The organism is Sulfurospirillum multivorans DSM 12446 (genome assembly GCF_000568815.1).
Classification (GTDB): Bacteria; Campylobacterota; Campylobacteria; order Campylobacterales; family Sulfurospirillaceae; genus Sulfurospirillum; species Sulfurospirillum multivorans.
The window spans coordinates 2,545,916-2,562,110 of sequence record NZ_CP007201.1; the positions used below are offsets into that span (position 1 = coordinate 2,545,916).

The 16,195-nt window shown below is 42.9% G+C and carries 16 protein-coding genes; 5 read left to right on the top strand and 11 right to left on the bottom strand.

Translation table 11 applies throughout. The features are described 5' to 3' along the window. Window positions 1-35: 35 nt before the first annotated feature. Together SMUL_RS13115 and SMUL_RS13120 are read right to left on the bottom strand one after the other, a co-directional pair. Entirely contained in the window at window positions 36-1,046 is a 1,011-nt protein-coding gene (locus SMUL_RS13115; protein ID WP_025345716.1) for an OmpA family protein, read from the bottom strand. 85 nt (window positions 1,047-1,131) lie between these two features. Then, complete coding sequence (locus SMUL_RS13120) at window positions 1,132-2,625, bottom strand: peptide-binding protein (RefSeq protein WP_025345717.1); 1,494 nt, start codon at window positions 2,623-2,625, stop codon at window positions 1,132-1,134. A gap of 288 nt (window positions 2,626-2,913) precedes the next feature. On the opposite strand from SMUL_RS13120, the gene SMUL_RS13125 reads away from it, so the two are divergent. From SMUL_RS13125 to SMUL_RS13140, 4 genes are all read left to right on the top strand, one after another. Then, the gene (locus tag SMUL_RS13125) at window positions 2,914-3,471 is read left to right on the top strand and encodes a GNAT family N-acetyltransferase (protein WP_025345718.1); all 558 of its coding nucleotides are present in this window, start codon (window positions 2,914-2,916) and stop codon (window positions 3,469-3,471) included. A gap of 101 nt (window positions 3,472-3,572) precedes the next feature. Beyond that, window positions 3,573-4,136 carry a DNA-3-methyladenine glycosylase I gene (locus SMUL_RS13130; protein ID WP_025345719.1) on the top strand — a complete coding sequence of 188 codons (564 nt, stop codon included), beginning with the start codon at window positions 3,573-3,575 and terminating at the stop codon, window positions 4,134-4,136. Further along, window positions 4,105-4,494, top strand: coding sequence for an MmcQ/YjbR family DNA-binding protein (locus tag SMUL_RS13135; protein WP_223809709.1), 390 nt, complete (start codon window positions 4,105-4,107; stop codon window positions 4,492-4,494). Before SMUL_RS13130 ends, SMUL_RS13135 begins: the two co-directional genes overlap by 32 nt. A 68-nt stretch (window positions 4,495-4,562) precedes the next feature. After that, window positions 4,563-5,708 (top strand): iron-containing alcohol dehydrogenase, encoded by a 1,146-nt coding sequence (locus tag SMUL_RS13140; RefSeq protein ID WP_025345721.1) that lies wholly within the window; start codon window positions 4,563-4,565, stop codon window positions 5,706-5,708. A 13-nt stretch (window positions 5,709-5,721) separates the two neighbouring features. Here the strand turns inward: SMUL_RS13140 and SMUL_RS13145 are convergent, their stop codons facing one another. The 3 genes from SMUL_RS13145 to purT form a co-directional block, all read right to left on the bottom strand. Continuing rightward, complete coding sequence (locus SMUL_RS13145; RefSeq protein ID WP_025345722.1) at window positions 5,722-6,195, bottom strand: DUF523 domain-containing protein; 474 nt, start codon at window positions 6,193-6,195, stop codon at window positions 5,722-5,724. Then, on the bottom strand, window positions 6,192-7,589 hold the full coding sequence (locus SMUL_RS13150; protein WP_025345723.1) for a chloride channel protein: 1,398 nt from the start codon (window positions 7,587-7,589) through the stop codon (window positions 6,192-6,194). The genes SMUL_RS13145 and SMUL_RS13150 overlap by 4 nt, the downstream gene beginning before the upstream one ends. Before the next feature lie 93 nt (window positions 7,590-7,682). Further along, the gene (gene purT / locus SMUL_RS13155) at window positions 7,683-8,843 is read right to left on the bottom strand and encodes a formate-dependent phosphoribosylglycinamide formyltransferase (protein ID WP_025345724.1); all 1,161 of its coding nucleotides are present in this window, start codon (window positions 8,841-8,843) and stop codon (window positions 7,683-7,685) included. Between the two features lie 130 nt (window positions 8,844-8,973). Between purT and SMUL_RS13160 the strand changes: the two genes are divergently transcribed. Then, window positions 8,974-9,258, top strand: a complete 285-nt coding sequence (locus tag SMUL_RS13160; RefSeq protein WP_025345725.1) for a hypothetical protein — start codon at window positions 8,974-8,976, stop codon at window positions 9,256-9,258. On the opposite strand, the gene SMUL_RS13165 is transcribed toward SMUL_RS13160, so the two are convergent. From SMUL_RS13165 to SMUL_RS13190, 6 genes are all read right to left on the bottom strand, one after another. Next, window positions 9,255-9,623 carry a helix-turn-helix domain-containing protein gene (locus tag SMUL_RS13165; protein WP_025345726.1) on the bottom strand — a complete coding sequence of 123 codons (369 nt, stop codon included), beginning with the start codon at window positions 9,621-9,623 and terminating at the stop codon, window positions 9,255-9,257. The genes SMUL_RS13160 and SMUL_RS13165 overlap by 4 nt on opposite strands. 1 nt (window position 9,624) lies before the next feature. Beyond that, entirely contained in the window at window positions 9,625-9,918 is a 294-nt protein-coding gene (locus tag SMUL_RS13170; protein ID WP_025345727.1) for a type II toxin-antitoxin system HigB family toxin, read from the bottom strand. Window positions 9,919-10,091: 173 nt separating this feature from the next. Then, window positions 10,092-10,484 carry a 30S ribosomal protein S9 gene (rpsI, locus tag SMUL_RS13175; RefSeq protein WP_025345728.1) on the bottom strand — a complete coding sequence of 131 codons (393 nt, stop codon included), beginning with the start codon at window positions 10,482-10,484 and terminating at the stop codon, window positions 10,092-10,094. 1 nt (window position 10,485) lies between these two features. Next, a complete protein-coding gene (rplM, locus tag SMUL_RS13180) occupies window positions 10,486-10,914 on the bottom strand; it encodes a 50S ribosomal protein L13 (protein WP_025345729.1) in 429 nt (142 codons plus the stop codon). Window positions 10,915-10,995: 81 nt separating this feature from the next. Then, window positions 10,996-13,719 (bottom strand): RecB-like helicase, encoded by a 2,724-nt coding sequence (locus SMUL_RS13185; RefSeq protein WP_025345730.1) that lies wholly within the window; start codon window positions 13,717-13,719, stop codon window positions 10,996-10,998. Further along, the gene (locus SMUL_RS13190; RefSeq protein WP_025345731.1) at window positions 13,716-16,064 is read right to left on the bottom strand and encodes a PD-(D/E)XK nuclease family protein; all 2,349 of its coding nucleotides are present in this window, start codon (window positions 16,062-16,064) and stop codon (window positions 13,716-13,718) included. Before SMUL_RS13190 ends, SMUL_RS13185 begins: the two co-directional genes overlap by 4 nt. Between the last annotated feature and the right edge of the window lie 131 nt (window positions 16,065-16,195).

Consider the following 16,195-nt stretch of genomic DNA (forward strand, 5'->3'; position numbering starts at 1 on the left):
CTAAAATCCATAAGCACGCTTAGGATTTTCTAAAACTATTTTTTGAAAATTGCGTCAACTCTTCTGTTTTCAGAACGACCTGCTTCAGTGTCATTGGTTGCAACTGGTTTGCTCTCACCATACGCTTCTGTAGTTACTTTAGCTGCTGCAACGCCAAGGTTTCCAAGGGCTTTTGCAACTGCTTTTGCACGTTGATCAGAAAGTTTTTGGTTGTAAGCGTCGCTACCTTTAGAGTCAGTATGACCCTCAAGAACAACACTGTAACCTGGGTTTACTTTCATAAAGTCTGCTACTTTTTGAATCTCAGGCATAAACTCTTGTTTTACAGTTGATTTATCAAAATCAAATGTTACATGTAAACGAATGATTTTAGTACAACCATCGGCATCAACAACGGTACCTTTTGGAGTATTAGAACATTTGTCTTTATCATCATAGACACCATCGTTATCGCTGTCTTTAGGTGCTGCTACAACCGGAGCTGGTTTTGGCTCAGGTTTTGCCGCTGCTGCAACAGGCGCTGATTTTGCATCGAAAGGAATGGTAAAGCCAAGGCTGTAGAACAAGTTATTGTCCCCACCGTGGAATTTAATCGCATGACGAACTTCTGCTTTAAGAGCAAAACTATCTGTTAGCCAATATTTTACACCACCGCCGTATTGTGCAAACATACTGTCTCTGTTTTGAAGTTGCTCATTGCTGAGATCTTCGTAACCAATACCTACTAATGCATACAATGCAGTATCTGGAGTCATTTTGTACTCTTTAACTAAGTTACCATAGTAACGGTTAAAGTCGGTACTGTCATTTCTGCCCGCTTTATAATCAATATTGTCAGATCTGTCATAACCAAGCTCGAATTGATCAAAGATAGTGTTATCAAGATTGATACCAAATCTCAAACCATAGGTTAATTGTTCTTTAAGATCAAGATTACCTTCTGGATAAACACCACCGATGGTTGGTGTTACCTCGTAATTGTATGCAGTTGGTGCTGCAAATGCCAAAGATGCTAATGCCGCCAATGAAAACAATGTTTTTTTCATTTCATATCCTTTAAACTAATATTTTTAACATTCTGTGTGTGAAGGGACAAAGTATAGCACAAATTTAGGCAAAGAAAAATTAAGGTTACGGTTTAATCCAATCAATAAGGTTGTGTGAGACCCCAATTATAGAGGTTGTGACAGGAGTTATCTCTTTATTGACGGCTGTAATTTCATTGGGGATTACTAAAAAAAGGTAAGGATTATCCGCAACAATTTTTGCAAAAATTTCTTGATAGAGTGCATCAAATTTTTCTTGATCCACAATTTTCTCCGCCTCTTTGATCAACCGATCTACCTCAGCATTTTCATACCCAATAAAATTAAACCCACCTTTGCGTATGGATTCACTGTGCCAAATCGTATACGCATCGGGTTTAATGGCTAAATTCCATGCGATCAAAACGGCGTCAAATTTGCGGGGGAAAATAACGGTATTTAAAAAAGCTTGCCACTCTACGGCGCGAAGTTTCATCACGATGCCCGCTTTTTGCAACTGGTACTGCAACACTTGTGCCGCAGTCGTGCGGTTCGCACTGGTGGTGAGTTCAAACTCAAAGGGATTGTTTTCATCATAGCCTGCCTCTTTCAAAAGCGCTTTGGCTTTTGAAAGATCCGGTTTTGGCGCTTTAACATCCGCGTTAAAGGCACCCGTTCCCGGCAAAAAAGGACCCGTGCAAACTTTGCCATGACCAAAATACAAAATATCAACCAACTCTTGGCGATCAATGGCTAACGAGAGCGCTTCTCGAACCCTCGGGTCTTTAAATTTTTCAGATTTAAGGTTAAAACCCATATACGAAAAAGTGTGCGAAATCTCTTCATACAGAGTGTAATGTTTGCGAAAATTCTCATCAATTTGGCGCTCTAACTGCAAAGGACTCAGTGTTCCCACATCAAGCTGATGCGATTTGAGCATCAAAAACTCTGAAGATGGATCAGGAAGGTAGTGAAAAATCATCGTATCGATATTTGGCTTATGAATAAAATAGCTTGGATTTGCCGCTAAAACGATGTCTTTGGAGATGTTAAATTGGCTCAGCGTATAAGGTCCCGTGCCCCTTGGATTTTGGTTGAATTTGCTTGTCATCAAATCGGCTTCATTTTTAAGCAGATGCTCTGGCAATATCTCCATCATCCACACATCGAGCGCTTTAAAGTACGGGTATTTGTACTTCACTTCTACGGTAAATTCATCCAGCATCTTTACATGTAAAATGTGCATGAAGCTTGAAGCGTACGGCGTAAAGATCTTAGGAGAGGTGATCGTCTCGTAGGTAAAGAGCACATCTTTCGCACTAAAAGGTGCACCATCGCTCCATTTCACGTCTTCTCTCAGCTTAAAAATCAGTGTCGTATCATCCACAAATGTGTAACTCTGCGCCAGTTCAGGCACAATATTCGCATCTTTGTCATACGTTACTAAGGCGTTAAAAATCCATTTTGCGACCGTTGAGCTAGACGAATCGGTTGAAAGAATAGGATTGAGCCTGCTTGGATTGGCGGAGATAGACAGATGCAGCGTGCTGGCTAGAGCATTACATGTAAAGAAAAAAAGGAGGATTAAAAGTGTTTTCATGGGGAAATTATACCACACAGAATCATTCTGCCAACATCATTGAAAAGCTTTGCTTTGAAGACGTGTCAAAAATAAAAAAAGCTTCCAGACCGGGCAATCTGGAAGCTGTCGTGAAAATGGTTAAGTGATACACAAAAAGGAGGTAATTGTCTTGGTAATGAAAGTATAGGGGAGTTGTTTAAACGCTCTATTAATCTTTCATAAACAAAAAGTTAATAGGAGTTTTTTTCTCTCTTTTATCCTATTTTAGTGTCAGATGCAGTACAATTTGCCTAAAAAAGGAAGCGTATGCAGCTAAGCATTGCAACACAAAATGACATCGATGACGTGTTAGAACTTCATAGCAATTACCAAATAGACACGATCAGCCCTGAAGATAAAAAAGATGGCTTTGTGACCACGTCATTTACCAAAGAGCAACTCACCCAACTTATCAACGAAGAGCACGCCTTATTTATCGCGCGTAAAAATGGCACGGTCGTTGCATATGTTATGTGCGGTTCGTGGAAATTTTGCTCTATTTGGCCTATTTTCACCCAGATGATTCACGACCTTCCCAATCTCAGCTATCTTGGACAAACGATCACGACCGAAAACTCGTACCAATACGGTCCTGTTTGCATCGATAAAAGTGTGCGTGGCAGTGGTGCGCTTGAAACGATTTTTGATTTTGCACGAGAAGAGATGAGCAAACGCTACCCTATTTTGGTGACCTTCATCAACAAAGTTAACCAACGCTCGTTTAAAGCACATTCAAGGCTCGGACTTGAAGTTATCGCAGAGTTTTCGTTCAATAACAATCACTACTACGAATTGGTCTACGATACTTCCAAAACATTACGGTGAGTGGTTTACCGCTTTACATGTAAAGATTTTACGCTTCGTTTCTGTTCGTTAACTCTCTTGCGCTAAAATCTTGTAACGATATTTCTGCTTGAGGAATCCAAATGGCTCCAAATCTTTCACGCTGTGGCTGGGTCAAACTGAGCGATCCAACGTACGTGGCGTACCACGATGAAGAGTGGGGAAAACCGCTGCATGATGAGCGCGCCCTTTTTGAACTTTTTTGTTTAGAGACCCAATCTGCTGGGCTTAGTTGGCTCACCGTTCTTAAAAAACGTGACGGCTACCGCAATGCCTTTGCCAGTTTTGTCCTTGAAAAAGTGGCGCATTTTGGTGAAATGGATATAGAACGCATTTTAAATGAAGGTGAAGTGATCAAAAGTCGCCCAAAGATCGAAGCGATCATCACCAATGCCAAACTGTTTCAAGCCATCATTCAAGAATTTGGCTCGATTAACACCTATTTGTGGAATTACGTGGATGGCAAAACGATTGTCAACGATGTGCCTGATTACAAAACGGCGGCGTGTACCTCACCCATCTCCGACGCCCTGACCAAAGATCTGAAAAAACGAGGTTTCAAGTTTGTAGGCTCAACCACGATTTACGCCTTTATGCAAGCGTGTGGCATGGTCAATGACCACGAAAATAGCTGTGGATGCAAATGAAATGACCTTTGAAATCCTCAGCAACTACTGCCTTAGCCACATGGGTTCGATTAAAGAGTACCCGTTTGATGAAACGACCGCCGTGTATAAAGTCGGCAATAAAATCTTCGCCCTCATCGATGAAGCAAGCCGTCCTCCTCGCATCAATGTCAAATGCGATCCCTTTTATGCTCGAGAATTGCGCGAAATGTACACCAGTGTCATCGCAGGCTATCACATGAACAAAAAACATTGGAATACGATCATCTGCGAAGGTGAAGTGGACGATGCATCGATCTTTGAGTGGATCGATGACTCCTACGACCTTGTGTTTGGCTCGCTCTCTAAAAAAGCCCAAAACCAGATTTACAGTTCATAGCCGCTTACATGTAAAGATTTTGCGCATTTTGACTCTACACTAAACCTAATACAAAACAAGGAGAACTTATGGTTGATTTTACCTATCACAACCCGACAAAAATCGAATTTGGAAAAGACAAAGAGAACCTCATCGGCACAGCTATTGCCAACGATGGCATTACCAAAGTGTTGCTCTGCTACGGCAGTGAGCGCATCAAAAGCGATGGACTTTATAAGAAAGTGACCGACAGTTTCAGCGAAAAAGGCATTGAATGGGTCGAACTCTCAGGCATCGTGAGCAATCCTGTGCTTTCAAAAGTGCATGAAGGCATCGCCATCGCCAAAGAAGAAAAGGTACAAGCCGTACTTTCCATCGGTGGCGGCTCTGTTTTAGACAGTGCCAAAAGTATCGCGGCGGGTGCGTTATACCATAGCGACGTTTGGGACTTTTTCATCGGCAAATCTGTCATTGAAAAAGCGCTCCCCGTGTATGCCATCATGACCCTTGCCGCAACGGGAAGTGAGATGAACGGCTTTGCTGTCGTCACAAACGATACGATACAACAAAAGTACAACATCGCCTCCATTCACGTCTACCCAAGACTCTCCATTCTCAACCCCAAACTGACCAAAAGTGTGCCTAAAAATTACCTCGCGTATTCGGCGGTTGACATCATCGCGCATGTGATTGAGGGCTATTTAACGGCGAGCGTTCAACCCCATTTTCAATCGCGCATGGTTGAGGGGATCATTCAAACGGTGATGGAGACGACGGAGATTTTGCTTCAAAATCCTGACGATTACAACGCAAGAGCTGAGTTTACCTGGGCGGCAACCCAAGCACTCAATGGTGTGACGACAGCGGGCACCAACCCAACGCTCTTTCCAAACCATATGATCGAACATTCGCTCTCAGCACTCTTCAACATCGCGCATGGAGCAGGTTTAGCGATTGTTATTCCTGCATGGATGACATGGTTTCACACGCAAAATCCTGCACAGTTCAAACGTTTTGCGCAAAAGATTTTTGGGGAAAATAGTGCCGAAGAAGGCATCATCGCACTTAAAAGCTGGTTTGCTAAAATTGGTGCACCCGTGAGTTTAAAAGAGGCAGGCATTAGTGCCGATGCCATTCCAGCCATTGCCACCAACGTCTTTTTAGCGGCGCAGAGACAAGGCGCAAGTGAGGTTTACACCCAAGAAATCATCGAAACGATTTTACATAACGCGTAAAAATAAAAAGGGGTCACTCCCCTTTTTGCCTCCAAAACGCTTCTGCTAAGAAGAGCTCCTCTTCGCTAAACACCGTAATGCCACTCTCTTGCAAAAGCTTACATGTAATGCCCGAATCCTTCACACGCGTACTTGTAAACGTACCATCATAGATGATCTCTTTGCCACATGAGGGGCTTCTGGCTTTTAAAATCGCCATGCACACACCCTCTTCTTGGGCAATGCGCAGGCTCTCTTTGGCGCCTTTGGCAAATTCTTCGCTCACATCTTCACCGCTCTTGCACAAGACCGTGGTCGTTCCTTCCAACACTTCACACGCAGGACGTGGCACATTGAGTCCTCCGAGCACTTCAGGGCAGAGTGAGACCAAAACACCCTCTTCTCTCCACTGCTCCAAAACCTTTACATGTAAAGCATTATTGCCGCCATCGTATTTGACATTTTCACCGATCAAACAGGCACTGATGAGGATTTTTCGCTTACTCATTCAAAATCATCCTTTGCATTTTTTACTTGCCATCGAAGCCGCTTATACCGCAAACGATTGCGAAGGCGTTTGACTTTATCAATATCTTTCATATCGATGCTGATGGAAGTATCATCAAGGTCATTTCCTTTACCAATCGTGATATTGTCCGCCTTGTTCAATGCCAATTTTTGAGACTGAAAGACACTGCGATGCCCCGTAATTAAAAAGGCAATCACCACGCTGAGTGCCGCATAGTTTGCCATATGTACACCAAAAAGCTCCACCGCCATGATGATGGAAGCGATGGGAGAGTTGGTTGTACCCGCCAGAACACTCACAAACCCCAGTGCTGCAAAAAGTGCGATGTGATCGCCCGTTAGATGCCCAAAAACAACGCCACTCGTCGCCCCAACGTAAAAAACAGGCGTGATAATACCGCCACTGCCGCCCGACCCCAGTGTTATCGCGGTAAAAATAGTTTTCAGAATGAAGTCGTACCAGTGGACGTTGTCGGAAATGAGCGTACTTGGGCTAAGGGCATCGCGAATCGTGCCAAGCCCAAGACCTAGATAACTTTCGGAGAGAAAATAGGAGATAATGACCATCACCAAACCCGCAACAAAGGCTTTTAAATAGCGGTTATACGGAATCGTTCGGATCCCCGTTTCTATTTTATTGACCGCGGTAATAAACAGGTCAGAGACAATACCAAAGAAAACTCCCGCCATAACAACTTGCCCAATCAATCCAAAATCCAAGTTAAACGCGCGGTACATGTTGATGTCATAATAGTGATACGTCACGCCCAAAAACTGCGCGGTCGTAAATGCGGCAAATCCTGCAATGAACGAAGGAAGCAAAACATCATACATAATCACGCCAATAATAAGCACTTCAATTCCAAAAATAGCCCCTGCAATGGGCGTACCAAACACTGAAGCAAACCCTGCGCTGATACCGCAAATGACCAGTTTTTTACGATCCGACTTGGAAAATTTCAGCAGGGTTGCCACAAATGAAGCCGCCCCCGCACCGATTTGCGCACCAGGGCCCTCTTTTCCCACCGAACCGCCTGAAAAGATCGTCAGTACCGTTGCGACCAGTTTGACAGGAATTACTTTGGCATTGATGTAACCATCACGCTTATGCACCGCTTCGATGACTTTTTCCGTGCCATGTCCCGTCGCGTTTTGATCAAACGTTCGCACGATCCATGTTGTGAGCATCAACGCAAAAGGGAGGGTAAAATAGAAGGGAAAAGGGAGCAAACTCCGCGTCTGCTCGGCTGTAGAGAGGATGTTAAGAAAGACGGACATCAGCCCGCCTATCATAATACCAACGGCTGAGGAGAGAAACAACCATTTGGAAACGCTAAAGAAGATCACCGTCTGTTCAACAACATGTTTATTCATAAAAACTCTTTAATTTTTGGGCTTATTTCATTATAGCCCTCTTTTGTAAATTTTTTATAAATATTTAATTGTAAAAGTAATTTAATACTAAAATTAACCGACCATTGATGCGACGATCTCTTTCGCTCGTTTTTTCGCCGCTTCCACTTCATCTAAAACAAGCGCCACAGCCATTCTACGCCCCACATGACTCACAGGTTTTCCAAAAATACGCACATACGAATTCTTAGAAAAAGCACTCTCAGGTATGGTCAGTGTTGGCACATGCTCTTCATTCATGCTTTTAAATGCCCCACTTGCCCCTGAACCGTAAAAGGTAAAATCAAGCGGTAAACCCAAAACTGCTCTTACATGTAAAGCAAATTCGCTCTGGCTTTGCGTGATCATCGTGACCATTCCCGTGTCGTGTGGACGAGGACTGAGCTCACTAAAGTACACTTCATCGTCTTTGACAAAAAATTCGACACCAAAAAGTCCACGACCGCCCAAACCATCGGTCACTGCTTTTGCCATCACTTGCGCTTTGGCTAACACTTCAGGCTTCATAGGAACAGGTTGCCAACTGAGAACATAGTCACCATTTTCTTGAATATGCCCAATCGGCTCACAAAAAACCGTCTCTTTGCCATTGCGCACCGTCAAAAGCGTGATCTCATAGTCAAACGGCACAAACGCCTCAACGATCAGCTCGCTCGCATCGCCTCTGGCTTCTTTGGCGATCTCCCATGATTTTTGGATGTCTTCAGCACTGCGTATCACACTCTGCCCATGCCCAGATGAACTCATAACAGGCTTAACCACGCAAGGAATGCCAAGCTTTTTGGTCGCATTTTTCAGCTCTTCAAGCGTTTTAACAAAGACATATCCACTGGTTTTAAGTCCTAGTTGCTCGGCAGCAAACTCACGAATGTTTTTACGATTCATCGTCTTTTTCACGGCGTCCGCATTGGGAATCACACAAAAGCCCTCTTTCTCCGCCTCAATAAGCGCTTCAATGCTGAGTGCTTCAACCTCAGGCAAGATGAACGTCGGCTTTTCGAGACGAATGACCTCCAAAAGTTCCTCTTTATTTTTCATATTGATCACATAACTTCGATTTGCCACAAGGTGTGCGGGTGCCTGTGGATACGAATCCACCGCTACGGTTTCAATGCCAAGACGCGTTGCTTCGATGACGACCTCTTTACCCAGTTCGCCACTGCCAATGAGCATGATTTTGGTGCTGTTGCTTTTAAGGGGAGTTGTAAAGTGCATGATTTCCTCTTTGTGTTAGTTTAAGAAATTTTACACAAAAGTGGTTTAAGAAATGAAGAAGTCTAAATTTTATCGCTCGTAGTTGGGTATACTGTTTATCAAAATCCGATTTTACATGTAAAGGTAATTCATGGAATTTCTTCCCCACATTCTCCTGCTAAGCTCCATTTTTGTCTTTGGCTATTTCTGGCTCAAACCGCGCACCAAGCCAAAACCAAGTCCGCAAAAACAAGAAGAGATTCGTGAAATGTACCGACAAAGACTCAACACAGAGCTTTCACGCATCGAAAACCCCGATGAACGCCAAACAAAAAAAATTGCGTTACTCAAAGAATTTTCTAAAGAGTTAGAGTTTAACCTCTTTTTTGATAAAAACGATGTTCAAGTGTTGATGAAAGAGTTGGCAGGGTATTAGACTAAAACCTTAGGTACTAAGACTTCTAGCGGAATATGAAGTCGTGCTGAGAGTTGCGCTATCATTGATAAAGAGAGTCCAATTTTTCGGTTCAACACTTCAGAGACTTTGCTTTTACTCCCAATCATCGGAACCAAATCTTTTTGTTTAAGTCCCAACTCTTCCATGCGGTATTTGATGGCTTCGATGGGGTCTGGTGTGGCGATTGCCCAGTATTTTTCTTCGTATTTTTCGATTAAGAGGGCTAAGATTTCAAGCTCATCACTCTGTGGTGTTCCTATTTCGGGATTCATTTCCATCAAAACATCAACACGCTCAAGTGCTTTTTCATAATCCATTTCGGTTTTTATAGGTTGAATGTTCATTTTAAATTTCCTCTGCATTAATTTTACTGTATTCACTGTGCGTTCCAACAAATTTAACCCGTACGATTTTTCGTTTATAGTCGATATGCACGATCAAGCGGAAGTCATTGCCTTTGATGTTAAACACAACACGATTATCACGCAAAAAAGAGGCACTCGCATAATCACGTTTGATCTGCTCGCTATTTTCCCATTGAGCCTTACGCACATCTGCATGCCAAACTTCCAGAGGAATTTTTGCTTGTGCGTGTTTTTCATAAAACTGAACCAATGTCTTTTTGCTGATGATATTCATGGAGTGAGTATAATGCTTGTTCCTTTAAAAGGAACTTAATGAGGGATTTAAAATCTAAGAGGAGAAATGCAAGGGAAAATCCCTTGCATAAAGCACAAAAGTCTCGAAAGACTCTTGTAAAAAAACAATTAACGTTTTCAAGGAAGCTTTTAATAGCTCCTCTTGAGGAACTATTAACGCTTTGAGAATTGTGGGCTACGACGTGCTTTTTTGCGACCGTATTTTTTGCGCTCTACGATTCTTGAGTCACGTGTCAATAAACCATAAGGTTTAAGGATGGTTCTAAAATCAGCGTCCATTGCTGCAAGTGCTTTGGAGATACCATGACGAACGGCATCCGCTTGAGCTGAATAACCGCCACCTTGAGTAGAAGCTACGATGTCAAAGCTTGCTTCTTGTTTTGTAAGAGCAAGAGGTTGACGAACACGTTTTTTAATGGTCTCATGACCACCAAGCCATGCTTCAAAATCAACGCCATTAACTGTAATCGTACCTTTACCAGGTGCGCTTACCCATACTTTAGCGATAGCTGTTTTTCTTTTACCAGTTGCGTATACTTTTGCCATATTACTTTACCTCTACTTTAACTTGCGCTGTATGTGGATGCTCATTACCAGCATAAACTTTTAGCTTTTTGATCATCTCTTTAGCAAGATTTGTTTTAGGTAACATGCCTCTTACCGCAAGTCTGTACAATTTCGCTGGGTTGTTGTTCAAAAGATCACCCAATTTTTCAGTTTTAACGCCACCGAAATATCCTGTGTGTCTGTGATACAATTTTGTGTCTAATTTTGTTCCACTAAACTCTACTTTTTCCGCATTGATGATGATAACGAAATCGCCACAATCAACATTTGGAGTAAAATAAGGTTTATGTTTGCCTCTGAGCAGTGTTGCTACTTCTGTAAGGAGTTTTCCAAATCTCTTACCAGCAGCATCCACTACGATCCAGTCGCGTTTAACTTCGCTTGGCTTAATCGCTTGTGTAGCTTTCATCTGTCATAACCTTTGACGTATTTATTTAACGAAGTGCAAGTTTAATCAAAATATACTTATATACAGCTTAAATTAAGTGTGTTATAAGCTTTTAAGAAGTTCGATTCCATCGTTTTGCAAATAGCAAATATACGCTTCCACAGGTAAGTTATAAATCGTAGAAAGGGCGTCTTGGTAGAGCTTGACTTGTGCTTGATGTTTAGCACTTTGCTTTTTAGAACTTTTATAATCGACCACAACGATACGATCTGGAAATTCGAGTAAAAGGTCGATCTGTTTGCGCTCTTTTTGGTAAATCAGGGGTTGTTCTTTATAGACTTTCGCCCCCTGAATTAAATCCAAAAAGGCTTTACAAGAAATGAGTTTTTCACCTCTTTGATAGATGGCTTGTAAGGTGTGCTCATCCAAAAGCGGTGCAAAACGGTTTTGCAGTGCGATGTACGCGCGCTTCAATGAAGGCGCATCAAAACTGTCCAACATCTCCAGCAAATAGTGCTGTGCAATTCCAAAGGTGATAGAAGCAATCTCAGCGCTTTCACCCTCTTCCTCAGGCGCACTTGCCACCTCTTGCGCACCGTAGCGTTTAGGCTGATAGACACTCATGGTGCTTTGAATAGCAAGAGTCTCTTTGGTTGAAACGCCAATAACACCTCGCTCTGTTGTGCTCAGATCCAACATCTCAAACGCACTGTTTTGCGCTTTGGCACAGACAAATAGTGACCGCTTGGCTCGTGTGAAAGCCACATACAACGCATTGAGCCTATCTTCAAACATCAAAACGCTCTCTTGCTCTTTGGCTTTGGCATAGACCGCATCAACGGCTTCTCTGCCACCCATAGTCAAGTAAAGTCCTTTGATGTCCACCTCATCGTAGCTAAATAAAATCGTATCGCTTCGGTTGTTGTCCCGACTCAAACGGTCACACACGATGACATGCTCAAACTCTAAGCCTTTGGATTTGTGAACGGTGAGGACGCGCAGTCCATCGACATCTTCGCTTTTAGCCTCATCGCTCAGTTCATCCATCGCAAATAAAAAGCTCTCGATCTCTTCGTAACGACTCGCAACCTCTAAGAAACTGAGCAGATCCACACTACCATCGAACAGTCCATAGGTTTTGATGATTTTCTCCACCAAAACAAGCGGTGTTGCATCCAAATCCCAACCTTGTTTAGAAAGCGGTGTATCCCACGTCCTGCCACACAGCACAAGAAACGATGCTTTGTAGAGTTCATCGCCAAAGTAGAGGTATTTTAGCAGTGCAATAATGGCTTTGATGGAGCGAACTTCAATGAGTTTCAAGGTCGCTTCAAGCCTTACATGTAAAGCGGGAAACTGCTCTTGCACCAACGCTTTAAAGACTTTGGCATCTTTGTTCGTATGCACCAAAAGGGCAATGTCTTTGGGCTTGACACCCTCTTTAAGAAGCAAAGAAATCGCCTCTAAAACAGAAGGTTCAATCGCTTCTTCAATGCGCACATTGATGTACCCCTCACCCGTGGCTTTGGCAACCTTTTGTGGCTCATAACCTTTGATTTTACATGTAAAGATTTCATTGACAAAACTCACGATCTGCTCGGTACTTCGATAGTTGGTATCTAAAGCATTGACGTCTAAATGCAAACTCTTTTTGGCGTACCCAAACAGCTCTTTAGCACCACCCCTAAAACGGTAGATCGACTGCTTGACATCGCCTACAAAAAAGAGCGTTTTAAAATCTTTTACGCCCTGCCCTGCGCGTATCTCTTCAATGAGTGGTAGAAGAATTTGGTACTGCACAATGCTCGTGTCTTGAAACTCATCGATCAGCAGATGTTCTATCACCCCATCAAGGCGAAAATAGAGAAAATCTTTGCTGATCTCTTGGCGCAAAAGGGTATAAAGCAGATTGGTCACGTCATCAAAACGAAGCTCGCCATACTCGCCCATCAAAGCTCTGAGACTCTCATCATAGACCGCAAAGAGTTTGCCCAGTTGCCCTAAAAAGTATGACTCTTTAGCATTGACATGCTCATTTAAAGCTTGTTTGAGTTCTCGCAAAAGCGCATCGGTTGTCTCATTGGCATACTTTTTATAATCCCAATAGCCAAAGTCTTCGCGCTCCAAATACTTCTTGGAAAGCAGATCAACCAGTGTCTGCGCTTTGAGTGTCGCCAGCCCACGCGCAGAGAGTCCACTTTGCTCAAAATAGTCTCGAATGTGCTCTAAAATGTCCAAACATGGTTTTAAGGATGGGTAATGTCCCTCATCTAAGGTGCTGATGTCTAGTTCTGATTTTTTCTGATAGAGCATATTCAGCAGACTAAAAAGATCGTTTAGTTTTTTATCTTCGTTGATGCTAAAGGCGATTAAAGCATTGTAGAGATTTTTGCTTTTGCACCCTTTGATGAAACGCTCCACCAGCTCTTCGTCAAGCCCATTTTGCCCTACTTTGAAGTCAGGTTGCAAACCTACATGTAATGCAAAATGACGCAAAATAAGGGAGAAAAAAGAGTCCAGTGTCGAGATTTTGATGTCGGCTTGTAACAAGGTTTGCATAACACGCTCTTTCTCAAAGAGTAATGTCTCTTTTGACTTGCCCGTTTGCACACAAATCGCCTCTAATTCATCTTTGTCTTCCAGATGTTTCAGCGTCTCAAAAATGCGCGTTTTCATCTCTGCCGCAGATTTGTTGGTAAAGGTGAGTGCGACGATCTTTTGCGGATTTGCACCCATAAACAGAAGTGAGAGGTAACGAACACTCAGCGCAAACGTTTTACCGCTGCCTGCACTGGCTTCGAGTGCCAAATAAGGACTGAGATTCATATCTGCTCCTCACGTCCGCACAACTGCACGTAAGGACAAAGCCTGCAATGCTTGATCTCATCGCACAACTCGTAGCCATTGATCGGTTTGGAGAGTTCTGAGAGCTTACCATGTAAAAGCGCTTTCTTCTCTTCAAGGAAGTTTTCGCTCACTAAAACACCCTCTTTTAGATCGTAGTAATAAACGCCTCCAACCCTGCCTAATGAGCTTGCGATGCACGCGTAAAAAACCAGTTGAAAATCAACCGTTCCCTCAAGCGAACGCTCCGTCGTCGTAGGTACTTTCCCACTTTTGTAGTCGATGACAAACAGCTCATCCCCTTTTTGATCGATACGATCGATTTGCCCTTCTAGTATAAAATCGCCGTAGGGCACATTATGCGAAAACTCTTTTTTGAAAACGCGAAAGCCATCATCAAAGCGACTGATTTCATTTTGCATAAAAGGTCGAAGTTTTTGAAGCCATACATCGACAAAATAGCCCCAGACTTCATGGTGATTGTTCTCTTTTAAAAGCGTTTCAAGTTTGGCATAAAGGCTCTTTTCTTCCATTAGTGCTTCATCGCAAATCGCATCTTCAAGGACTTTATGAAGCGCCAAGCCAATAACTTGCTCATCGATTTTAGTGCTTGGCATCTTCGCCTCTTTGAGCCTTGCGATGTAGCGAAAGTAAAACTGACGTTTACATGTAAGAAGCGTTTTAAGCTTTGTTGCGGAGAGGGGGAACGCTTTAAGATCGTATGGCGCGTCGATATATGGCTGATCGTAAAGCGTTTTAGAGGCATTTACTTCAAACAAAAGCGGTTGCAGGGCTTTTTCATCTGCCATGATGGTTGTATTAAAACCAAGCTCATCCAAAAAGCGTGAAGGCATACTTGTCTCATTTTTCACATAAGCGATGGCGATCTTTTGTGCACGAGAAAAAAGCTGATGGTAGTAGTAACGCTGTAAATTCTCACGATCTCTCTTGGTGGGAAGCCCCGCATGTGCACGAACGGCTGAGGAGAGAAAGAGGTCTTTTTGACTGCGTTTAGGGACAAACTCATCGTTAAAATCTAAGACGATGACGCCTTTGTAGCTCACACCTCTGGTTTCCAGCACACCTAGCACAGTCACCTTACCACCACGAACATCATCTTGGTTCAGTACGGTAAGACGGTTTAAAAGAAGTTTAGTGACTTGTTCAAAACGAAGAGAGGGAGCGTGTTTCAAAAAGTGGGTAAACGCAAAAAAGGCTTCTTGAAAAAGAGGGTTTTGCTGCTCTTTCGCATCGAAAGCGAGGAGCTTTTCAAAGAAACTCATCGCCGTTTCACTGGAGACTTTTTGATGCCAAATCTCCTTACATGTAACCATGATTCCAGGTTCTATTTTTAAGCGAGCAACACGGAGATGATCTTCGATCTCATCATTACGCATCGCTTTTTCAATGGCGCTCAGTTTTTGATAAAACTGGCTCTGCTTCAGGCTTATGCCCATTGCAAAGTTGAGATTGTGCCAAGTATCAAACGGTCGTAACACTTCGGCGAAACGCTCATCGGGTAAAATCACTACGATCTCTTCGGGACTTAACCCCTCTTCCACAAACTGAGCAATAGTACTTTGCACATAACCCATTTGCGCGAGACGTGAGGAAAAGCCATACACTTGAATATCTTGCTTTAACACACTCTGAGGCTTTACATGTAAAATCTCTTTCGTGGAAAGATTGATCTCATAGGTGTTATTTTGCTCCAAGGCAATACCAAGCTCTGCAAACAGTAACGCCATTTTTTGATTGTAAGCACTAATCGTAACGTTTACATGTAAAGGAATCAGCGCTGCTATTTGGCTGAGAAGCTCCACTTCAAAACGGCTCAAAAAGCCCTCTAAATGAATGCGAACAGCACCTAGTGAGCGAATATACGCAACATTGAGTTCATAACATTCTGGAAGCGTGATGCGATCATAGAGTGCCTGCTTGGAGAGAAGTGCTTTGTAGTGCTTAAGAAGCGTTTGAAGCACTTCCAAGTGCTCTGCGTAGTGCTCATACGTATCAGCACTCAACAACGCATCCAGTGCCACTTTTTCATGGCTAAGCTCTTCAAAAAATCGAAACAGATAGGTGGAGTTTTTCAAAAACGTAAAAAATTCACGCTCAATATAGAGAAGTTCAAACTTGGTAAAACGTGAAGCCTCTTGCATCAGAAGCACGCGCATATCTTCATCGACTAAAGCGTGATGTGGCACAAGAACGGCTTTTTGCTCTAACTCAGCAATCGTGATGGCTTTGGGAAGAAGGGTATTTGCGTCTAAAAAAGTATCGTAAAAAGAGCGTACGGCACGACTCGTTGCAAAAACTTCTAACATGTTCCCTCACTTCATCTGATAATTCACATTATAACAAAGCAAAGATTTAAGATGGATTTTTATGTCAGAATGAAATTGCGGTAAGATCACACAACTTATCTTACCGCAGATTATTAAGGTAGAAAGGGGGA

Excerpts from the sequence above, each read along its gene's own strand:
- SMUL_RS13115 (WP_025345716.1), bottom strand. The coding sequence starts at position 1,046 with ATGAAAAAAACATTGTTTTCATTGGCGGCATTAGCATCTTTGGCATTT.
- SMUL_RS13120 (WP_025345717.1), bottom strand. The coding sequence starts at position 2,625 with ATGAAAACACTTTTAATCCTCCTTTTTTTCTTTACATGTAATGCTCTA.
- SMUL_RS13125 (WP_025345718.1), top strand. The coding sequence starts at position 2,914 with ATGCAGCTAAGCATTGCAACACAAAATGACATCGATGACGTGTTAGAA.
- SMUL_RS13130 (WP_025345719.1), top strand. The coding sequence starts at position 3,573 with ATGGCTCCAAATCTTTCACGCTGTGGCTGGGTCAAACTGAGCGATCCA.
- SMUL_RS13135 (WP_223809709.1), top strand. The coding sequence starts at position 4,105 with ATGACCACGAAAATAGCTGTGGATGCAAATGAAATGACCTTTGAAATC.
- SMUL_RS13140 (WP_025345721.1), top strand. The coding sequence starts at position 4,563 with ATGGTTGATTTTACCTATCACAACCCGACAAAAATCGAATTTGGAAAA.
- SMUL_RS13145 (WP_025345722.1), bottom strand. The coding sequence starts at position 6,195 with ATGAGTAAGCGAAAAATCCTCATCAGTGCCTGTTTGATCGGTGAAAAT.
- SMUL_RS13150 (WP_025345723.1), bottom strand. The coding sequence starts at position 7,589 with ATGAATAAACATGTTGTTGAACAGACGGTGATCTTCTTTAGCGTTTCC.
- purT (WP_025345724.1), bottom strand. The coding sequence starts at position 8,843 with ATGCACTTTACAACTCCCCTTAAAAGCAACAGCACCAAAATCATGCTC.
- SMUL_RS13160 (WP_025345725.1), top strand. The coding sequence starts at position 8,974 with ATGGAATTTCTTCCCCACATTCTCCTGCTAAGCTCCATTTTTGTCTTT.
- SMUL_RS13165 (WP_025345726.1), bottom strand. The coding sequence starts at position 9,623 with ATGAACATTCAACCTATAAAAACCGAAATGGATTATGAAAAAGCACTT.
- SMUL_RS13170 (WP_025345727.1), bottom strand. The coding sequence starts at position 9,918 with ATGAATATCATCAGCAAAAAGACATTGGTTCAGTTTTATGAAAAACAC.
- rpsI (WP_025345728.1), bottom strand. The coding sequence starts at position 10,484 with ATGGCAAAAGTATACGCAACTGGTAAAAGAAAAACAGCTATCGCTAAA.
- rplM (WP_025345729.1), bottom strand. The coding sequence starts at position 10,914 with ATGAAAGCTACACAAGCGATTAAGCCAAGCGAAGTTAAACGCGACTGG.
- SMUL_RS13185 (WP_025345730.1), bottom strand. The coding sequence starts at position 13,719 with ATGAATCTCAGTCCTTATTTGGCACTCGAAGCCAGTGCAGGCAGCGGT.
- SMUL_RS13190 (WP_025345731.1), bottom strand. The coding sequence starts at position 16,064 with ATGTTAGAAGTTTTTGCAACGAGTCGTGCCGTACGCTCTTTTTACGAT.